This window comes from Rhodococcus sp. P4_F5 (assembly GCF_056401315.1).
Genome location: NZ_JBFUJP010000001.1, coordinates 1 through 17,783 on the forward strand (window position 1 = coordinate 1; position 17,783 = coordinate 17,783).

At 69.2% G+C, this 17,783-nt stretch carries 20 protein-coding genes and 1 tRNA gene; 4 read left to right on the forward strand and 17 right to left on the reverse strand.

Going from position 1 to position 17,783, the window contains the following annotated elements; genetic code table 11:
* From AC1DU4_RS00005 to AC1DU4_RS00035, 7 genes are all read right to left on the reverse strand, one after another.
* Window positions 1-1,588, reverse strand: a 1,588-nt coding sequence (locus AC1DU4_RS00005; RefSeq protein ID WP_477836876.1) for an Ig-like domain-containing protein, incomplete at its 3' end; no start/stop codon positions are given.
* A 308-nt stretch (window positions 1,589-1,896) separates the two neighbouring features.
* Window positions 1,897-1,972 (reverse strand) — tRNA-Ala (locus AC1DU4_RS00010).
* Between the two features lie 68 nt (window positions 1,973-2,040).
* A complete protein-coding gene (locus tag AC1DU4_RS00015; protein WP_477836877.1) occupies window positions 2,041-2,769 on the reverse strand; it encodes a phosphoglycerate mutase family protein in 729 nt (242 codons plus the stop codon).
* A gap of 3 nt (window positions 2,770-2,772) precedes the next feature.
* On the reverse strand, window positions 2,773-3,552 hold the full coding sequence (sepX, locus tag AC1DU4_RS00020; protein ID WP_477836878.1) for a divisome protein SepX/GlpR: 780 nt from the start codon (window positions 3,550-3,552) through the stop codon (window positions 2,773-2,775).
* A 236-nt stretch (window positions 3,553-3,788) separates the two neighbouring features.
* A complete protein-coding gene (locus AC1DU4_RS00025) occupies window positions 3,789-4,400 on the reverse strand; it encodes a GNAT family N-acetyltransferase (protein ID WP_477837420.1) in 612 nt (203 codons plus the stop codon).
* A gap of 50 nt (window positions 4,401-4,450) precedes the next feature.
* Window positions 4,451-5,710, reverse strand: coding sequence for a molybdotransferase-like divisome protein Glp (gene glp, locus AC1DU4_RS00030; RefSeq protein WP_072847443.1), 1,260 nt, complete (start codon window positions 5,708-5,710; stop codon window positions 4,451-4,453).
* A 23-nt stretch (window positions 5,711-5,733) separates the two neighbouring features.
* A complete protein-coding gene (locus AC1DU4_RS00035; protein WP_072847439.1) occupies window positions 5,734-6,654 on the reverse strand; it encodes a UTP--glucose-1-phosphate uridylyltransferase in 921 nt (306 codons plus the stop codon).
* A gap of 101 nt (window positions 6,655-6,755) precedes the next feature.
* Here AC1DU4_RS00035 and AC1DU4_RS00040 point away from each other — a divergent pair, with 101 nt between their 5' ends.
* The 4 genes from AC1DU4_RS00040 (at window position 6,756) to mscL (ending at window position 8,993) form a co-directional block, all read left to right on the forward strand.
* A complete protein-coding gene (locus AC1DU4_RS00040; RefSeq protein ID WP_477836880.1) occupies window positions 6,756-7,343 on the forward strand; it encodes a 5-formyltetrahydrofolate cyclo-ligase in 588 nt (195 codons plus the stop codon).
* Between the two features lie 97 nt (window positions 7,344-7,440).
* Window positions 7,441-7,743 carry an FmdB family zinc ribbon protein gene (locus AC1DU4_RS00045; RefSeq protein WP_477836882.1) on the forward strand — a complete coding sequence of 101 codons (303 nt, stop codon included), beginning with the start codon at window positions 7,441-7,443 and terminating at the stop codon, window positions 7,741-7,743.
* 87 nt (window positions 7,744-7,830) lie between these two features.
* Window positions 7,831-8,502, forward strand: a complete 672-nt coding sequence (locus AC1DU4_RS00050) for an SAF domain-containing protein (protein ID WP_477836884.1) — start codon at window positions 7,831-7,833, stop codon at window positions 8,500-8,502.
* A gap of 95 nt (window positions 8,503-8,597) precedes the next feature.
* Window positions 8,598-8,993 carry a large conductance mechanosensitive channel protein MscL gene (gene mscL, locus AC1DU4_RS00055; protein WP_477836886.1) on the forward strand — a complete coding sequence of 132 codons (396 nt, stop codon included), beginning with the start codon at window positions 8,598-8,600 and terminating at the stop codon, window positions 8,991-8,993.
* Between the two features lie 99 nt (window positions 8,994-9,092).
* Here mscL and AC1DU4_RS00060 read toward each other — a convergent pair whose 3' ends face one another.
* From AC1DU4_RS00060 to AC1DU4_RS00105, 10 genes are all read right to left on the reverse strand, one after another.
* Complete coding sequence (locus AC1DU4_RS00060; protein WP_477836888.1) at window positions 9,093-9,770, reverse strand: MspA family porin; 678 nt, start codon at window positions 9,768-9,770, stop codon at window positions 9,093-9,095.
* Between the two features lie 77 nt (window positions 9,771-9,847).
* Window positions 9,848-10,513, reverse strand: a complete 666-nt coding sequence (locus AC1DU4_RS00065; protein WP_477836890.1) for an MspA family porin — start codon at window positions 10,511-10,513, stop codon at window positions 9,848-9,850.
* Window positions 10,514-10,776: 263 nt separating this feature from the next.
* Window positions 10,777-11,442, reverse strand: coding sequence for an MspA family porin (locus AC1DU4_RS00070; protein ID WP_072847433.1), 666 nt, complete (start codon window positions 11,440-11,442; stop codon window positions 10,777-10,779).
* 77 nt (window positions 11,443-11,519) lie between these two features.
* Entirely contained in the window at window positions 11,520-12,197 is a 678-nt protein-coding gene (locus tag AC1DU4_RS00075; RefSeq protein ID WP_477836891.1) for an MspA family porin, read from the reverse strand.
* Window positions 12,198-12,666: 469 nt separating this feature from the next.
* A complete protein-coding gene (locus AC1DU4_RS00080) occupies window positions 12,667-12,849 on the reverse strand; it encodes a hypothetical protein (protein WP_477837421.1) in 183 nt (60 codons plus the stop codon).
* A 3-nt stretch (window positions 12,850-12,852) separates the two neighbouring features.
* Complete coding sequence (locus AC1DU4_RS00085) at window positions 12,853-13,350, reverse strand: MogA/MoaB family molybdenum cofactor biosynthesis protein (protein ID WP_174556753.1); 498 nt, start codon at window positions 13,348-13,350, stop codon at window positions 12,853-12,855.
* Between the two features lie 53 nt (window positions 13,351-13,403).
* Window positions 13,404-14,840, reverse strand: coding sequence for a S1C family serine protease (locus tag AC1DU4_RS00090; RefSeq protein WP_477836893.1), 1,437 nt, complete (start codon window positions 14,838-14,840; stop codon window positions 13,404-13,406).
* A 120-nt stretch (window positions 14,841-14,960) separates the two neighbouring features.
* On the reverse strand, window positions 14,961-16,361 hold the full coding sequence (locus tag AC1DU4_RS00095) for a HAMP domain-containing sensor histidine kinase (RefSeq protein ID WP_477837422.1): 1,401 nt from the start codon (window positions 16,359-16,361) through the stop codon (window positions 14,961-14,963).
* A 56-nt stretch (window positions 16,362-16,417) separates the two neighbouring features.
* The gene (locus AC1DU4_RS00100) at window positions 16,418-17,110 is read right to left on the reverse strand and encodes a response regulator transcription factor (RefSeq protein ID WP_477836895.1); all 693 of its coding nucleotides are present in this window, start codon (window positions 17,108-17,110) and stop codon (window positions 16,418-16,420) included.
* A gap of 52 nt (window positions 17,111-17,162) precedes the next feature.
* Window positions 17,163-17,774: a trimeric intracellular cation channel family protein gene (locus tag AC1DU4_RS00105; protein WP_477836897.1), complete on the reverse strand. Its 612-nt coding sequence runs from the start codon at window positions 17,772-17,774 to the stop codon at window positions 17,163-17,165.
* Window positions 17,775-17,783 lie beyond the last annotated feature (9 nt).

Sequence of the window (17,783 nt, forward strand, 5' to 3'; positions counted from 1 at the left end):
CCGAGTAGACGGCCGTGATCTGGTGATCGCCCTTGGCCAGGGCCTGCGTGATGCTGCCCTTGCCCTCGTTGTCGAGAGYGACCGGGCCRCCCAGGTTCTCAGTGCCGTCCTTGAACTGCACCGTGCCACCAGCCGGRGCCGGCGAAACCTGCACGTTCAGAACCACATCCGCACCCGCAACAGCAGARGCCGGACCCGWCACRACCGTCGTGGTCGCGACATCAGCCGGCGACACCGCAACCGCATGCGCCGCCGACGTCGAGGTCAGGAACTCACCCGCACCCGAGTAGACGGCCGTGATCTGGTGATCGCCCTTGGCCAGGGCCTGCGTGATGCTGCCCTTGCCCTCGTTGTCGAGAGTGACCGGGCCACCCAGRTTCTCGGCGCCATTCTTGAACTGCACCGTGCCACCCGCCGGAACCGGCGAAACCTGCACCGCAAACGTGGCATCCGTGCCGGCAACCGCGGTCGCCGGACCCGTCACAACCGTGGTGGTCACGACATCAGCCGGCGACACCGCGACAGTGTGCGCTGCCGACGTCGAGGTCAGGAACTCACCCGCACCCGAGTACACCGCGGTGATGCTGCGTGCACCCGTGCCGAACTTCTGCGTGATCGACCCCTTGCCGTCCGCACCGAGCGTGACCGGACCACCGATGTTGGTGGCGCCATCCTTGAACTGCACCGTGCCACCGTTGGGGGCCGGCGAAACCTGCACGTTCAGGACCACGTCCGCACCGGCAACCGCGGTGGCCGGACCGGACACCGCAGTCGTCGTGACGACGTCCACCGGGGAGACCGGCACGTTCTGCGCCGCCGAGACCGACTCGTTGGCCTTCGCCGTACCCAGGAACTTCGCCGTCAGACTGTGACCACCGGCGGCGGCAGGCGTCCACGCGAACGTCGCCTTGCCGGCCGCGAGCGGACCCTGACCAAGCTTGGTGGTCCCGTCGTAGAACTCSACGACGTTGCCGTCGACACCACCGGTGACCGTCGCGCTCAACGGAACCGACTGACCCACCTTCACACCCGCAGGCACCGCRGCCAACGCCGTSGTSGWGACGTTCTTGCGCACCGAAATCGTCGGACCCTGGGTGGAGTAGCCACCGCTACCCAGCGAGCCGCTGTAGTCCATACCCGTGTTCAGTGCGACATCGCGGTCGCAGTTCGCGCCGACCTTGTACGAGAACTCGAAGGTTCTCGGAGTCCCGCCTATCAGCGCGCCGACCGGCCAGCTGCCCGTCACCCTCGTGTAGTCCGCCGCCTGGCTCTCGAGGCCGATGACCGAGCCGTTCATCTTCGCCGAGCCGTCCACGTAGGTCATGCACGACGGGCGGAAGACCTTGACGGCCTGGACGTACTCTCCGACGCCTCCAGTCCGCTCGAACTTCGTCGACGACGTGATGATGTCGCCTTCGCCCGGCGTGACGTCGCTGATCGTGCGGGTGAACTTGCTGTTGCCGTCGGTCCAGGTGATCGAGCCCGGCGCCGCACCTGCCACGCCGACGCCGGCGGTGACGGCGAACCCCGCTGCCACGGCGAATGCGCTCACACCACCGATCACCCGGCGGGTGTTTCCTACAGACATAGATTCCTCTCCACAACGAAGCGGGGCAGCTGACCGCCGCCCCGCTCCCCTTCGGTTCTCTCCGACACACACGCAGCTACACCGAGACGGTGCCCACATGTGCCGAGTCGATCTGGAGTAGAGCACATCGTTTGAATCTTCAATGGCGCTTTCGCGGACTAGCTGGGCGAATGTTCGGCAAATCACCGGCGATTTCCGACACCGCCGCACAAATCGCCCGGACCCGTGCGTCTGCGAAGCTTCGCGCCGGTGCGGGAACAAAAAAGACGCCACCCGCAGCGCGGATGGCGTCGTAGATCAGATGAACTTGGTGGAGCTGAGGGGAATCGAACCCCTGACCTCTTCGATGCGAACGAAGCGCGCTACCAACTGCGCCACAGCCCCTAACCACGCTCCCGGAAGAGCGCTCGGCAACTGTAGCAGGAGCTCACCTCGAGAATAAAATCGGCCGGTCAGGCGGGGTTTGCGAAGCCAGGCTGGGCCGACCCGGAGGCCGCGGTTGCGTGCAGGACCGTGTGCCCCTCAGCCGTACTCCGCCATTGCCCGAACGGGTGCTCGAGCGAGAACCGGCCATCCGGTTCGCGGACCAACGACCGAGTCTCGGCGTTACCCGGGTTCTCCAAGGACTCGAAGTACTCGACCGACCAGTGGAACCACCGCATGCAGAACAGGCGCATGGTGAGGCCGTGGGTCACCACCAGGGTGTTCGGCGGATACCCGGGCTTGGCGAAGTGCCGGTACAGCGTCTCCAGGAACGTGCTCACCCGGTCGAACACGTCCGCGCCGGACTCGCCCTCGGCGAACCGGTAGAAGAAGTGACCGTAGGTGTTCCGCAACTCGGTCTGCCGAGCGATCGCCCGAGGGTCCTGGTAGTTGGCCCAGTCCTGTTCACGTAGCCGCGGTTCCTCGATCTGACGATCGATCAGGTCGTCGATGCCGAGCGCCTCGAGGGTCTGGTGGGCTCGCAGGTACGGCGAGACGTACACGCAGACTTTCCGGCCGCGGAACTGCTCGCGGAGCCGCTCGCCTGCCTCACGCGCCTGGGCGACACCGCGCGCGGTCAGCGGGATCCGGTAGTCCGGGACCCGCTCGTAGATCGACGGGTCGACGTTCGCCTCCGACTCGCCGTGGCGAAGCAACACGATCCGCTCGGGCGCGGCATCCGACTCCGCGGCCGACACGGGCTACTGCCCGACAACTCGGCGCATCTCCTGCCGCGCGCCGTCCTCGAGAATGTCGACGTCGTAGTAGTCGAGGTGGTCGAAGGCCGGGTCCCCGTCGTCGACCTCGAGCACCACCGCACCGGGCCGACGCAGCCGCGCCGGGATGAGGCGCAACTCCTCGTCCTCGCGGGACTCGACGCCGAGCCGGGAGCGACCGAGCCGGGCCGTACGCCGGCGACGGATCTCCTGCTCGATCTGCACCTGCCGGCGCAGGTACGCCAGGTATCCGCCGATCCCTGCGACCGCGGCAGCACAGGCCCACCACAGGGTCGCGGAGATGACGATTCCCAGGGCCGCCGACATGATCGCGGTGAGCACCAGGAGCAGCAGGGCACGCTGGCGGAACGCGTACCGGGCCGCACGGGCGATGGCGTCGGCCTCGGGGTCGAAACCACCGCGACCGCGGCGCATCGGCACGAACTCGCGGGCGTCTCCGGGTTCGTCGTACTCCGACTCCGAGCGGTACCGCTCGTCGAGAGTCGCGTCGGTTTGTGCGTGGGCGTCCATCCAGTCCTCCGCATGCATGGGGCGGTTGGGGTCGCTGACCCAGTTCGGGTCGCTCCGATGTCCGGCCGCGGGGCCACGCTTGTTCTGGCGGGCGAGTTGGTCGCGGTCGAGCACTCGCGTCGCGAGTGCCGCGTCTGTGGTCTGCCGGATCCGGGGCCGACGCTTGACCTGCATGGGAAGCAGCACGAACAGCCACATCACGACCAGCGCGATCCACACAAACGAGCTCGGCATACCGGCGACCTCCCTCCAAGTCATCTACCAGCACATTTGACCCAGTTGGTCTTGTCAGGCTAGTTGTCCCGACGCAAAGTTGCCCGTAGACGCGCCGACTCACCTTTCCCTCTTGTCACATTAGTCACTACTGCCGCAGTCCCGCACACCGGGTAGCGAGAAAGTAGCCAGGGGGGTGAACGGGCAGGTCGGCACGGGGACCACGGCCGGCGAAATTGGTGACTCGGAGCGAGGGCTCAGCCCCAGGCCGCCTTGCCCGCGTGAACCAGCCGGTCGGCGACCGTGCCCTCGACCTCTTCGATCGTCATCGCGACCAGCAGGTGGTCCCGCCACTCGTGGTCCACGTCGAGGTATCGCCGCAGCAGGCCCTCTTCGCGGAAACCGACGTTGCGGAGCACGGCCTGACTGGCATGGTTCTCGGGGCGAACCGTGGCCTCGACCCGGTGCAGGCCCACCGGGCCGAACGCGTGGTCCAGGCCCAGCGCCAGCGCCGCCGTCGCGACGCCCTGACCCCCCACCTCCCGGGTCACCCAGTAGCCGATCCACGCCGAGCGCAGGGCGCCACGCATGACGTTGCCGATCGTGATCTGCCCGCAGAACTTGCCGTCGAGCTCGATCACCATCGGCAGCATCCGGCCCTTGCGTGCCTCGGAGCGCAACGACGAGCACAGGCCGGGCCAGTTGGCGATGTGGTGCCGCGCGTCCCACGGCCCCTCGCCGGTCGGTTCCCACGGCTCGAGGTGGCCCTGGTCGCGGGTCCGGATCCGGCTCCAGGCCGAGGCATCGCGCAGACGGATCGGCCGCAGCGTGACCCGACCGGCGGGCACGACGAGCGGTCCGAGCGCCATCGGCCAGCCGGGATGGACGGAGTACCGTCGCAGCGAGTTCGTCACGTGCCTCAGCCCCGTTGAGCGAGGAAAGCCACGTCGACCTCGTCCCCGGTCCTGACCTCCGTGGTGTCCGGGTCGATCAGGACGAGGCAGTTCGCCTCGGCGAGAGTGGCCAGCAGGTGTGAGGACGCGCCCGGCGCGCCGCCGAGCGCCTGCACCAGGTACTCGCCGGTCGACTCGTCGCGCATCAACTGCCCGCGCAGGAAGCCCTTGCGGTTCTTGATCGAGGTGATCGGCGAGACGGTCCGCGCGGTGACGACTCGGCGCATCGGCTGCCGACGGCCCAGCGCGATCCGGATCAGCGGCCGCACCATCACCTCGAACACCACGAGCGCACTGACCGGGTTCGACGGCAGCAGGAAGGTCGGCACCGCGTCACGGCCGAGCTGGCCGAAGCCCTGCACCGACCCCGGATGCATGGCCACCCGCTCGACCTCGAGGTCGCCCAGTTCGCTCAGCGCCTCACGAACCTGGTCGGACGCCCCGCCGCCGACCGCGCCGGCGATGACGACGATCTCCGAGCGGATCAGCTGCCCCTCGACCACCTCACGGAGCCGTCCCGGGTCGGATCCGGAGATCCCGACGCGGTTCACGTCGGCGCCCGCATCCCGCGCGGCCGCGGCCAACGCGTAGGAGTTCACGTCGTACACCTGGCCCGGCCCGGGGGTGCGGTCGACGTCCACCAGCTCGCCGCCGACCGAGATCACCGACAGCCGCGGGCGGGGGTGCACCAACACCTTGTCGCGGCCGACCGCGGCAAGCAGCCCCACCTGGGCCGCGCCGATGATGGTGCCGGCCCGGACCGCGACGTCGCCGGGCTGGACGTCGTCGCCGATCCTGCGGACGTAGTCGCCGGACCGCACCGGCGCCAGCACCTTGACGCGGTGGAGGCCGCCGTCCGTGCGGTCCAGGGGCAGCACCGCGTCCGCGAGGGTGGGCATCGGCGCGCCGGTGTCGACCCGCACGGCCTGCCTGGGCTGCAGGCGCGTCGGCTGACGGGATCCGGCGGACACCTCGCCGACCACCGGCAGTGTCAGGTCGGCCGGCTCGCCGTCCTCGCTGCGCAGATCGGTGCCTGCGGTCGCGACGTCGACGCCCCGCACCGCGTAGCCGTCGATGGCCGCCTGGTCGAATCCGGGAAGGGGCCGCTCGGTGACCACTTCCTCCGCGCAGAGCAAGCCCTGCGCCTCGGAGATCGCGACACGCACCGGCCGGGGCGCAACCGCGGCGGCGGTCACCCTGGTCTGCTGCTCCTCAACCGAGCGCATGTAGTCACTGCCTCCCGACCCCACTACTGTCCCGTCTGCTGCAATCTCTGGGTGAGCCATTCACGCAGCGACGGTCCGTATTCTTCACTGTCGAGCGCAAAGTCAACCGCAGCGCGCAGGTAGCCTCCGGGATTTCCGAGGTCGTGTCTCGAACCGCGGTGCACCACCACGTGCACGGGATGGCCCTCGGAGATCAGCAACGCGATCGCGTCGGTCAGCTGCAGCTCGCCTCCCTGCCCCGGGGTGATCCGGCGCAACGCGTCGAAGATCGCCCGGTCCAGCAGGTAGCGTCCGGCCGCCGCGAAGGTGGACGGCGCGTCCTCGACCTTCGGCTTCTCGACCATCCCGGTCACCTTGAGCACATCCGGGTTGACGGCATCCGGGAGGTCCTCGACCTCGAAGACGCCGTAGGCACTCACCTGGTCCTTGGGCACGTCGATCGCGCACAGGACGCTGCCGCCCCGCTTGGCGCGCACCCGGGCCATGGTGTCGAGCACACCGCGAGGCATCACCAGGTCGTCCGGGAGCAGCACCGCAATGGCGTCCTCGTCGTCGTCGAGCACCGACTCGACACAGGAGACCGCGTGCCCGAGGCCGAGCGGCTCGTCCTGGACGACGGATTCCACCTCGATCAGGCCCTGCGCCTTGCGCACCTTCTCGAGCAGGTGCGACTTGCCGCTGGCCATCAGCTTGCTCTCGAGCACCAGGTCCTCGACGAAGTGCGCGACGACGCCGTCCTTGCCCTCCGAGGTGACGATGACCAGGCGCGATGCGCCGGAATCGGCGGCCTCACCCGCGACCAGCTCGATGCCCGGAGTGTCCACGACCGGGAGCAACTCCTTGGGTACCGTCTTGGTTGCAGGAAGGAACCTGGTCCCCAAGCCTGCCGCGGGCACCACCGCCGTGCGGAAGTGCCGTGTCTCGTTGGTCCCGCCCTGTGTCATGCGCACACCCTATCTACCTCGTCCGTGCGCACGAGATTCTAGGGTTGCCAGAGCGGTGTCCACCGCCTCGGGCACCGTAGGTGCACTCGGAGACAGGAACTATGACGGTGACCAAGAACCAGTGGCGCGAGCGGATCCTCGCCGAACGCCGCGCGCTCGACACCACGGTGCGTGCCGCGGAGGCCGCGGCGCTGGCCGATGCGGCCCGCACGCTGGCCGCGTCGGGCACGGTCTGCGCCTATGTCCCGGTCGGCACCGAACCCGGGTCGACGGACCTGCTGGTCACGCTGCGCGACGCGGGCCTGCGGGTGCTGCTGCCGATCGCCCGGGAGCCCGGGCCCCTGCACTGGGCTGTGTTCGAGTCTCTGGACGCGCTGGTGCCCGCGGCGTTCGGGCTGCGCGAGCCGGCGACGCCGCATCTGCCCCCGGAGGCGGTGTCGGACGCCTCCGTGGTCCTGGTGCCCGCCCTGGCCGTCGACCGCGGCGGGGTGCGACTCGGACGCGGCGCCGGGTTCTACGACCGCACCCTCGGACTGGCCGACGCCGGTGCCCGCCTGGTGGCGGTGGTGCGCGACCGCGAACTGGTCGACGTCCTGCCCGAGGACCCGCACGACGTCCGCATGGGTTGGGCGCTGACCCCCCTCGGCGGACTGCAGCCGTTGGGCCGCCCGCCCGGCCCGGGGGAATAGGAAGCTGATTAGCGGCGTTGGCACTCCTGACTGTAAAGTGCCAATGCCTGCGGTATCACTACGGCAGGCCTGTGTACCCCGTGCGGAGGAACCTTCAGTGCCGACCTACTCCTATGCCTGTACCGAGTGCAGCAACCGATTCGACATCGTGCAGTCGTTCACGGACGACAGCCTGACCGTGTGCTCGGAGTGCTCCGGCAAGCTGCGCAAGCTGTTCAACTCGGTGGGCATCGTGTTCAAGGGCAGCGGCTTCTACCGCACCGACAGCCGCGGCGGCTCCACCACCGCGAGCGAGGCCGCATCCACCAAGTCCGACTCGTCCGCGACGAAGTCCGATTCCTCGTCCACCAGCGCCCCCGCTGCCGCGCCTGCCGCCGCCAGCACCGCCGCTGCCAGCTAGTTCCCGGTTCTCCACAGCCGCCGGATCCATCCACAGGAAGGCTCCGGCGGCACCGTCCGGGCCCCGGTGCGCCCGTAGCGTGAGTCCATGGACCGCGCATCCGAGACCCGTCGCGACCGTCTGAGTCCCACCCTGGTCGACCGGCTTGCCGCACTGGCCAGGCCGAGCCGAGCGCACACCACCATGGCCCGACGGGTCGCGGCCGCCGCGCTGACCGCGGTCGCCGTGGCGCTGCTCGTCCGTGGCCACCCGGCCGGCGACCAGGTGCAGGTGGTGGCCACCGCCCGCGACCTCTCCCCCGGCACGGTGCTGCGCCCCGACGACCTGCGGCTGACCCCGCTGAGCGCCGGCGCCGTCCCGGCGGGCGCCCTGCGCCGGGTCGACGAGGCCACCGGCCACACCCTCGCCGGACCCGCCCGTGCGGGCGAACCGGTCACCGATGTCCGCATCCTCGGCCCCCGGCTCGTCGCCGCTGCGGCCGGAGTGCCCGATGCCCGGGTCGTCCCCATCCGCCTCGCCGACCCCCAGGTCGCCGACCTGCTGCGCGAGGGCGACCGGGTGGACGTGCTGACGGTGGCCGGCGAACAGTCGCCCGATGCCCGGGTCTTGGCGGCCTCGGCGACCGTGGTCCTGTTGTCCCCCAAGGATTCCGGCCGTAACCCCCGCGAGCGTGTGGTGATGCTGGCGCTGCCCGCGACCGCGGCGACCACGGTGGCCGCGGCCTCGCTTTCGAGCGCCCTCGCCGTGACCTTCCACTGAGCACACCGCGTGTCTGCCTTGCCCTGCCGTGGCGGAAGTCCTTAGCCTTTCACCGAAAGCCGCGCGTCCGGCGCCAGTACGAAACGGAGACATCCATGCTCAAGGGCTTCAAGGACTTCCTGCTCCGCGGGAGCGTGCTCGACCTCGCCGTCGCCGTCGTCGTCGGCGCTGCATTCACCGCGATCGTCACCGCGTTCACCGAGAACATCGTCAACCCGCTCGTCGCGGCCCTCGGCGGCTCGGAGGAGATGGGCTTCGGCTTCGAGATCATCTCCGGCAATGCCGAGACCTTCGTGAACATCGGGGCGGTGATCACCGCCGCGATCAACTTCGTCATCATCGCCGCCGTCGTGTACTTCATCCTGATCGTGCCGTACACCCACGCCAAGAAGCGGTTCACGGTCGAGGAAGCCGCCGCCATCACCGACGTCGAACTGCTCACCGAGATCCGTGACCTGCTCGCCGAGAGCGCGCGCCGCGACCCTGCCTGAGTTCCTGCGCACAGAGACCGTGCTGGGCCCGTACCGAATTCGGTACGGGCCCAGCGGCGTTCGATCCCTGCGACTGCTTCCCGGCCTTGCCCCGGTTCGTCAGCCGATACTGAACGGCTGCCCCCACAACGTCACCGTGCTCGACACACTCGACGTCTCCACCGTCACATTCACAAAAGACCGCGCCTGCGCATACCCCGCACACCCGTTCACCGCCATCGTCGAATCCGCCCACGTCACCGAACCCGAGGTACCCGAGAACGAGTTCGACCCCGAATGCGACTCCCCGCCGAAATCGTCCGCCGACTCCAGATCCAACACCGAGAACGACTCCGCCTGCCCCGGACCGATCGACACCCCCGCCTCACCTGCCGCCGACTGACCCGGCGCCTCGCCCGCCCAGTCCGACTCCATCCCCGACTCCGCGCCGACCTCACCGCCGAGCGCCAATTGACACCCCACCACGTAGCCGGGCTCGATGTCCCCACCCTCCGCGTTCGGCCCCGACAACTCCACTCGCGCCGACCCCGACACCCACACATTGCGATGCAACGGCGTCGCCCCCATCGACGGCGACACCGTCGCCGACTCCCCGGTCCGGGTCACTGTCACCACCGTCCCGTCCGCCAACGTCCTGGTCACCGACCCGTCCGGCAACGGCACGAACGTGTCCGCACTCGCCGCACCCACCGACAAGAACCCGACCGCCACCGCGGCCACCGATCCGACCGACGCCACCTGCAGCCCGCGACGCAGGCCCACACCACTGAAACTCATGAAAACTCCTCTGCGGAAGAACATCCCACCCACGGGCGGGACGAAGGAACGGTGAACGAGAAAGAAGGAACGACTGGTCAGCCGAGGCTGAACGGCTGGCCGTACAACGTCGTCTTCGAGTAGTTGTCACCCACGACCTCGACCACCGTGTACGACCGCGCCTGCGCGTACCCGCCGCAGTTCTGCACCTCGAGCTGCGTGTCCTGGTACTCGACCGAGTACTTGCCGTTCTTCTTGATGTCCTTGCCCACGACGTTGACGAACTTCACCTGCCCCGCCGACACCGGCACGGTCAACGACCCCGACATCGACGGCCCGTCCAGACTGATGCCCCCGCCGATCGAGCCACCGAGACCGGTGATGTCCACCTGACACCCCACGATGTATCCGGTACTGATCCGCGAAACCCCATGCGTGGACGAGTTGTTCGTCCCCGGCGCACCCGCCGCACCGTTGCTCGGACCCGCCTCACCCTCACCCGAGACCCCGGACACGTCCGCCGTCACCGTCCCCGACACCCACGCCGCCCGGCCGGCACCGTTGGCGGCCAACGACGGCGAGATCACCGCGCTCTCACCGGTCCGCGACACCGTCACCCCCGGCCCCGCCTTCGACCCGTCCGGCAACGGCACGAATGTGTCCGCCTGCGCGACGCCCACCGACAGCACACCGAGCACCAAAACCGCGGCACCCACACCGACCACCCGAACCCCACGCGGACTGGACTTCCCGATCACACTCATTCGTTCCCCTCACAGGTTCGAGCAACCCCGGTCCCGACGGCGGTGGCGGGGCCGGGGTTCGCTTGCTTGCCCTGCACAAGCTAGGGGGGAGGTTTTGTCTGCCGTAAGGGGCGCGAGCTCTCCTTTACAGATCCTTAACCGTGAGCACTGCGGCGTTTACGCGACACGACGCCACGTAACAGCCCGCACACCTGACGACCAAAGGAAAAGGGCCGGGGACCGACGCGTCTGCGTCGATCCCCGGCCCGGTCTGTGCGGCGCGGTCAGCCGATGCTGAAGGGCTGCCCCCACAGGGTGACGACGCTGCTCACGTTCTTCGTGTTGGCAGTGACCTTCACGTAGGAGCGCGCCTGGGCGTAGCCGGCGCAACCGTTGACCGCCATGGTGGAGTCGGCCCAGGTCACGCTGCCACTCTTGCCCTTGAAGGAGTTCGCGCCGGTGTGCGACTCGCTGCCGAACTCGTCGGCCTTCTCGAGGTCGAGGATCCGGTAGTTCACGGCCTGCCCCGGTCCGAGGGAGACGGTGCCGGCTTCCTTTGCGGACTGCGACGTCTTGGAACCGTCCCAGTTGGAACCGATGCCGGTGTCGCCGGTGGCCTTGCCGCCGAGGCTCGCCTGGCAGGCGACGACGTAGCCGGGCTCGATCTTGCCGCCGTCGGCGTTGGGTCCGGACAGCTCGACCTTGGTGGAGCCGGAGACCCACACGTTGCGGTGCAGCGGGGTCGCTCCCATCGACGGCGAGACGGTCGCGGACTCGCCCGTGCGGGTGACGGTGACGACGGTGCCGTCGACCAGGGTCCTGGAGGTCGAGCCGTCCGGCAACGGAACGAGGGCGTCCGCGTTGGCGGCACCGGCCGAGAAGAAGCCGACGGCGACGGTAGCGGCGGCACCGACCGCCGCGAGGCGCAGGCCATTCTTGCTGATGTTCATGAATTCCCCTGTGCGGGTAGTTCTCTCGCTAACGGAGAGAGGATGGGCAAGTCAGAGAAGAAGGGCGTCGAGCCGGGTCAGCCGACGCTGAACGGCTGGCCGTACAGGGTGGTCTTGGAGTAGTTGTCGCCGACGATCTCGACAACCGTGTACGCCCGGGCCTGGGCGTAACCGCCGCAGTTCTGCACCTCGAGCTGGGTGTCCTGGTACTCGACTGAGAACTTGCCGTTCTTCTTGAGGTCCTTGCCCACGACGTTGACGAACTTGACCTGGCCTGCGGAGACCGGGATCGACAGCGACCCGGACATCGAGGGGCCGTCGAGGCTGATGCCGCCGCCGAAGGAGCCGCTGAGGCCGGTGATGTCGACCTGGCAGCCGACGATGTAGCCGGTGTTGATCCGGGAGACGCCGTGAGTGGAGGAGTTGTTGGTGCCGGCGTCGCCCTTCGCGCCGTTGGTCGGGCCGGCCTCGGTCTCCTTGGTGATTCCGGTGACGTCGGCGGTGACGATGCCCGAGACCCACGCGGTGCGGCCCGCGCCGTTCGAGGCCAGCGACGGCGAGATCAGGGCGCTCTCGCCGGTGCGGGTGACCACGACACCGGGGGCGTCCTTGGAGCCGTCGGGAAGCGGCACGAAGGTGTCGGCAGCGGCAACGCCCGTGGACAGCAGCCCGATCGCAACCACGGCGGCGCCGACGCTGGTACCGAGGTATGCAGCGCGACCCCGGCGCAGGCCGGACTTGCGGTTCTCGCTCATTCGTTCCCCTCACAGGAAGTGCAGTGTCTCGACCCCGACCTCCGGAGCCCAGGTGTGGACGCAACCGCTTTCCGAGAGGCTGCGGTCCACGAAGCCCGGCGAAGTATTACCAATGTTGATGACCACTCGATGAACTGCGGGTGATCATTCGTAGGACCGGTAATCCAACCCGGCCGAGACACGGTTGTCCGGACTCGGCCGGACCCCTCAAGGGGCGGACTCGCGGAGGAAGGTAACTGCGGCTGACCTGCAAGGCAACAGATAATGTTGCGGAGAATGCCGTGAGCCGCATCACACCTGGGGTGCGATGCGGCTCAATTCGGACATTGTTCACAAAATATGCGGACGGCCCGGGCGTGTCTGCCATTTCCCGCGAAAATGCGGGAATTTCAGTTCACCGGCCGTTCACTTTCCGTTTGGCTTGCCAATTCGGGCTGCTCGTTCGGGCGACCGTGTCCGCCGAGGGCGGTCAGCCGTGATGCGGAGGCACCTGCCGGCGCAGCCACTCGTCACCGGAGGTGTCGTTCGGCGCCGACCCGTCGGGGCGTTCGTCGCGAGTGGTCTCGGGCAGGACGTCGCCGAAGATGCGCGCCAGCCGGGCCCGGTCGATCGGGTCCCGACTGGGGCGCGGCGAAGGCGCCTGGTCGCTGATGGCCTACTCCTCGATCCCCGAAAGCTGACCGATCACCTGACTGGCGAGCGGGGTGAGCGTGGCCATCCCGTCGCGCACGGCAGCGCGGGAGGAGGCCAGGTTCACCACAAGGGTACTTCCGGAGACCCCGACCAGACCGCGCGAGAGCCCGGCATCGAGCGCGCCCGCGGCCAGCCCGGAGGACCGCAATGCCTCGCTGATGCCCGGGATCTCGCGGTCGAGAACGGCGGCCGTCGCGTCGGGGGTCACGTCGCGGGGTGAGACGCCGGTGCCGCCGACCGAGATGACCAGGTCGACGCCGCCGATCACCGCGGTGTTCAGCGCGTTGCGGATCTCGACCTCGTCGGCGGACACCGCGACGGTGGCGTCGACGAGGAAACCCGCCTCGCTGAGGAGCTCGGTGACCAGCGGTCCGATCGAGTCGGCGCTTTCGCCGTGCGCCGCCCGGTCATCGACGATCACCACGAGCGCGCGGCCGGACAGCGGGGATTCGATTTCCATGATCCCTACGGTAGTGCCCGACGCGGCCGGGTACCCGACGTGCCCGTAAATCATCAGCGGCCGCCCTGCGTGGGCGCCGCGTCGAGGGTGGCCTCGACCGTCTTGGGGTTGCTGCCGTTGGGGTCGGTGTAGGTGATCGACACCTTGTCGCCCGGGGCATGCGAACGGATGGCCGCGATCAGCGCGTCACCGCTGTCGATGATCCGGTCGTCGACCTTGGTGATCACCGCGCCCTTGGGGATTCCGGCCTTGTCGGCCGGTCCGCCCGCGGTGACGTCCTGCACGCCCGCGCCGTGCGAGGCGTCCCGCGAGGACACCGTGACACCGACGATCGCCTGGGTGGCCTTGCCGGTCTTGGTCAGCTCGTCCGCGATGCGTCGGGCCTGGTCCACGGGGATCGCGAAGCCGAGCCCGATCGACCCGGCCTGCTGGCCGCCCGCGGCGCCGCCGAGGGAGGCGATCGCGGTGTTGATGCCGATCAGCCTGCCGTCCATGTCGACCAGCGCACCGCCCGAGTTGCCCGGGTTGATCGCGGCGTCCGTCTGGATGGCGTCGATGACGGTGTTCTGATTGCCGGACTCGCCACTGGTCGAGACGGGACGGTTCAGCGACGAGACGATGCCGGTGGTCACGGTGCCGGCCAGGCCGAGCGGGGAACCGATCGCCACCACCTGCTGACCGACCTGCAGGTTCTCCGAGTCGCCCAGTTCGATCGGGGTGAGATCGGTCTTGCCGTCGGCCTTGATCACGGCGATGTCGGAGGTGGGGTCGGTGCCGACCATCTTCGCGGAGGCGGTGGTGCCGTCCGAGAAGGCGACGGTCAGCTTGCCGTCCGGGCCGGCCCCGGACACGACGTGGTTGTTGGTCAGGATCAACCCGTCGGACGAGAGGACGACACCGGACCCCTCGCCCTCGGCGCGGGATCCGACGACCTGGATCTGCACCACGCTGGGCAGCACCTTCTGCGCGACGGACTGCACCGAACCGGCCGGCGCGTTCGCGGTCTGGGTGGCATTGGTCTTGGGCACGCTGAGCGCGTTGGTCGCCGGTCCGGACCCGTTGCCGTCCTGGGCGGACCAGGCACCCACGGCACCGCCGATGCCACCGCTGACCAGTGCCAGGGCGATCGCACCTGCCGCGATGGCGGTGCGCCCGGACTTCGGCTTCGCCGGCCCGGGAGCACCGACCGCGGTCGGCATGGCGTTCGGCGTCGGTCCGGTCGGGGTGGACCCGCCGGGCGCGGTCGGGTACTGCTCGGTGGGCCGGTAGCCGTCCTGCTGCTGGTAGGCGCCGTACGGCGCCTGCCCGTACGCCTGCTGTTGGTAGCCCGGGTACTGCGACTGCGCGGCGGTCGGGTGCTGGGTCGTCAGGTGCTCGGTGGTCGGCTGCGGGGCCGGCTGCTGCGGCTGGTTCGGGTCCTGGTGGGACGGGTGCGGGGCCCAGGACGAATCCTGCCCCTGGTTGTGCTGGCCGCTGCGGTCGTCGCTCATGTGCCTGTCTTCCGTTCTCCCCTGCCGCACCCTCGTGAGGCGCGACTGCGATTCGATCTCGTTACCCTCCAGCCAACACCGGTGGACTGAGAGGCGCCTGAGACCGTCCTGTCAGTTCCCCTAGAACCTGCCCTCCGGCCGTTCGCCCGGCTCGAAGTCCGCCTCGCCGGGTAGCACGATCGTAACCAGCGCGCCGCCGCGTTCGGACTCCCCGACCTCCACCGTGCCACCGTGTTTGACGATCATCTGCCGGACGATCGCCAACCCCAGCCCCGAGCCCGGCATGGACCGTGCGTCGGTGGACCGGTAGAACCGCTCGAACACCAATTGCCGGTCCTCGACGGGTATTCCGGGCCCCGCGTCGGAAACCGTCAACGCGAGGTGTCCGTCGTCGATCTGGCTCATCCGCACCCGGACCGCCTGCCCCGGCGGGCTCCACTTGGCCGCGTTGTCGAGCACGTTGAGCACCGCCCGCGCGAGGCCGGCGCCGTCACCGTAGACGAACCAGGAGGTGGTCTCCGCCTCGAAGTCGACCTCGTTTCGCCGACGACGGACCCGCTCGAGCGAGCGTTCCACGGTGTCCCGCAGGTCGATTCGCTCGTGCACGGTCTCCGGTGCGTCCTCGCGGGCCAGGTCCACCAGGTCGCCGACCAGGGTGGAGAGCTCCTCGATCTGGGCGATCACGTCGGACCGCAGTTCCGCCATGTCCTCGTCCGGGATGTGCGGGGCGCCGGGTCTGCCGGAGGCGATGAGCAGTTCCATGTTGGTGCGCAACGACGTCAGGGGCGTCCGGAGTTCGTGCCCGGCGTCCGCGACCAGCCGGGTCTGCCGGTCCCGCGACTCGGCCAGCGCACGCAGCATCGTGTTGAAGGAGACCGTCAGCCGCGCCAGTTCATCGTTGCCGGTCACCGGGATCGGCGTGAGGTCGTCGGTGCGCGCCACCCGTTCGGCCGCGGCGGTGAGCCGGGCAATCGGACGTAACCCGGTACGTCCCACCGCCATTCCCGCTACCGCGGCCAGGATCACCCCGCAGCCGCCGACGACGAACAGCACCCAGGCGAGCCGGTCGAGCACCTGCCCGGTCGGTGCCAGCCGCTGCGCGATCACCAGGGTGCTGCCGATGTTGGTCTTCTGCGTCAGCACCCGCTGGCCGCCGATGGTACGCAGGGTGGACTCGTGTTCGCCACGGGCGACGGACATCTCGGCATCACCGATGGGCGCGTTCGACCCCGGCGGCATGTAGACGGTCATGTCCGGGAAGATCAGCGCCACGCTGATGTCCTTGGAGTACACCGTCGCGATCGAGATCTGACGGAAGTCGAAGGCATCGAGATTGTTGTCGATCAGCGAGGCCGAACGGCTGCGCAGCTGCGAGTCGACGTCGGCGTACAGCGCCCGCGACACCACGGCATACGCGGCAATCGCCATGACGGCCACCGCAATTGCCACCACGGAGGCAGCCAGCAGGGTCACCCGCCAGCGCAGCGACACCGACCGGGTCAGCGGCATCGGCGGGCGCATCTGCGGCACCGGGTCCGGCTCGACCACCGGGATGGGCCCGGAGTGGGTGGCGGCCGTCACGGGGGCGTCTCCCGCAGCACGTAGCCGACGCCACGCACGGTGTGGATGAGCCGGGACTCGCCGTCCGCCTCGGTCTTGCGGCGCAGGTAGCCGACGTAGACCTCGAGCGCGTTGCCGGAGGTCGGGAAGTCGTAACCCCACACCTCCTCGAGGATGCGGCTGCGGGTGAGCACCCGGCGCGGATTGGCCATCAGCATCTCGAGCAACGAGAACTCGGTGCGCGTCAGACTGATCGACCGGCCGGCGCGGGTGACCTCGCGGGTCACCGGGTCCAGCGTGAGGTCCTCGAACGTCATCGTCTCCGAGTCCTCGCCGACCTCCGGGATCGCCCGGCGCAACAGCGCGCGCAGCCGGGCCAGCAACTCCTCGAGCGCGAAGGGCTTGGGCAGGTAGTCGTCGGCGCCCGCGTCGAGCCCGGCCACCCGCTCGGAGACCGAGTCCCGGGCGGTGAGCACCAGGATCGGCAGGTCGTCGCCGGCGCTACGCAGCCGCCGGCACACCTCGAGACCGTCCAGCCGCGGCATCATCACGTCCAGGACCACCGCGTCCGGCCGCTCGGCGGCGATCTTCTCGAGCGCGTCGAGCCCGTCGACCGCCATCTCCGCGGTGTAGCCGTTGAAGGTGAGGGACCGGCGGAGTGACTCCCGCACGGCTCGGTCGTCGTCGACCACCAGGATGCGCATGCTCATAGTTTGAACCTATGAACTGAGATATGGCTGAGAGGGTGCTGAGCCGTGTCGTTCAATCCTGCAGCAATCGCGGGCCCGGCAGGTTCCAGTCCCGCCACAGCGCCAGCAACCGGATCACGGCCGCCAGCACGGTGCCGGCCACGAGTCCGACGTCGGTGGTCAGGCCGAGGTTCGAACACGCCACCACCACCGTCGAGCCGATCAGCGCCGGGATTGCGTACAGGTCGCGGTGGAGCAGCAACGGCATCTCGTTGACCAGCACGTCGCGGAGCACACCGCCGCCGATGGCGGTGGTGGCGCCGATCAGGCAGGCGGCCTGGCCGCTGGCCCCCGCCTCCAGCGCGATCGCCGCGCCGCTGCTCGCGAACAGCCCCATCCCCACCGCGTCGAACACCAAGATCTCCCGGCGCAGCCGGCGCACCGTCGCGTGCAGGAAGAACACCACCAGCGAGGTCAGGACGGCGGTGGTGAAGAACTTCCAGGTGTTCAGCGCGGTCGGCGGCGTGATCCCGAGCAGCACGTCGCGGATCACGCCGCCCCCGATCGCGGTGAACAGCCCGATCAGGCACACCCCGAAGATGTCCAGGCGTTTGCTGACCGCGACGAGCGAACCGGACGCGGCGAAGGCGACGACGCCGACCAACTCGAGCACCTTCAGCAGCACGATTCCTCC

Excerpts from the sequence above, each read along its gene's own strand:
- sepX (WP_477836878.1), bottom strand. The coding sequence starts at position 3,552 with ATGCCGAGCTCGTTTGTGTGGATCGCGCTGGTCGTGATGTGGCTGTTC.
- AC1DU4_RS00025 (WP_477837420.1), bottom strand. The coding sequence starts at position 4,400 with ATGGCGCTCGGACCGCTCGTCGTGCCCGCCGGTCGGGTCACGCTGCGG.
- glp (WP_072847443.1), bottom strand. The coding sequence starts at position 5,710 with ATGCGCTCGGTTGAGGAGCAGCAGACCAGGGTGACCGCCGCCGCGGTT.
- AC1DU4_RS00035 (WP_072847439.1), bottom strand. The coding sequence starts at position 6,654 with ATGACACAGGGCGGGACCAACGAGACACGGCACTTCCGCACGGCGGTG.
- AC1DU4_RS00040 (WP_477836880.1), top strand. The coding sequence starts at position 6,756 with ATGACGGTGACCAAGAACCAGTGGCGCGAGCGGATCCTCGCCGAACGC.
- AC1DU4_RS00050 (WP_477836884.1), top strand. The coding sequence starts at position 7,831 with ATGGACCGCGCATCCGAGACCCGTCGCGACCGTCTGAGTCCCACCCTG.
- mscL (WP_477836886.1), top strand. The coding sequence starts at position 8,598 with ATGCTCAAGGGCTTCAAGGACTTCCTGCTCCGCGGGAGCGTGCTCGAC.
- AC1DU4_RS00060 (WP_477836888.1), bottom strand. The coding sequence starts at position 9,770 with ATGAGTTTCAGTGGTGTGGGCCTGCGTCGCGGGCTGCAGGTGGCGTCG.
- AC1DU4_RS00065 (WP_477836890.1), bottom strand. The coding sequence starts at position 10,513 with ATGAGTGTGATCGGGAAGTCCAGTCCGCGTGGGGTTCGGGTGGTCGGT.
- AC1DU4_RS00070 (WP_072847433.1), bottom strand. The coding sequence starts at position 11,442 with ATGAACATCAGCAAGAATGGCCTGCGCCTCGCGGCGGTCGGTGCCGCC.
- AC1DU4_RS00075 (WP_477836891.1), bottom strand. The coding sequence starts at position 12,197 with ATGAGCGAGAACCGCAAGTCCGGCCTGCGCCGGGGTCGCGCTGCATAC.
- AC1DU4_RS00085 (WP_174556753.1), bottom strand. The coding sequence starts at position 13,350 with ATGGAAATCGAATCCCCGCTGTCCGGCCGCGCGCTCGTGGTGATCGTC.
- AC1DU4_RS00090 (WP_477836893.1), bottom strand. The coding sequence starts at position 14,840 with ATGAGCGACGACCGCAGCGGCCAGCACAACCAGGGGCAGGATTCGTCC.
- AC1DU4_RS00095 (WP_477837422.1), bottom strand. The coding sequence starts at position 16,361 with ATGCGCCCGCCGATGCCGCTGACCCGGTCGGTGTCGCTGCGCTGGCGG.
- AC1DU4_RS00100 (WP_477836895.1), bottom strand. The coding sequence starts at position 17,110 with ATGAGCATGCGCATCCTGGTGGTCGACGACGACCGAGCCGTGCGGGAG.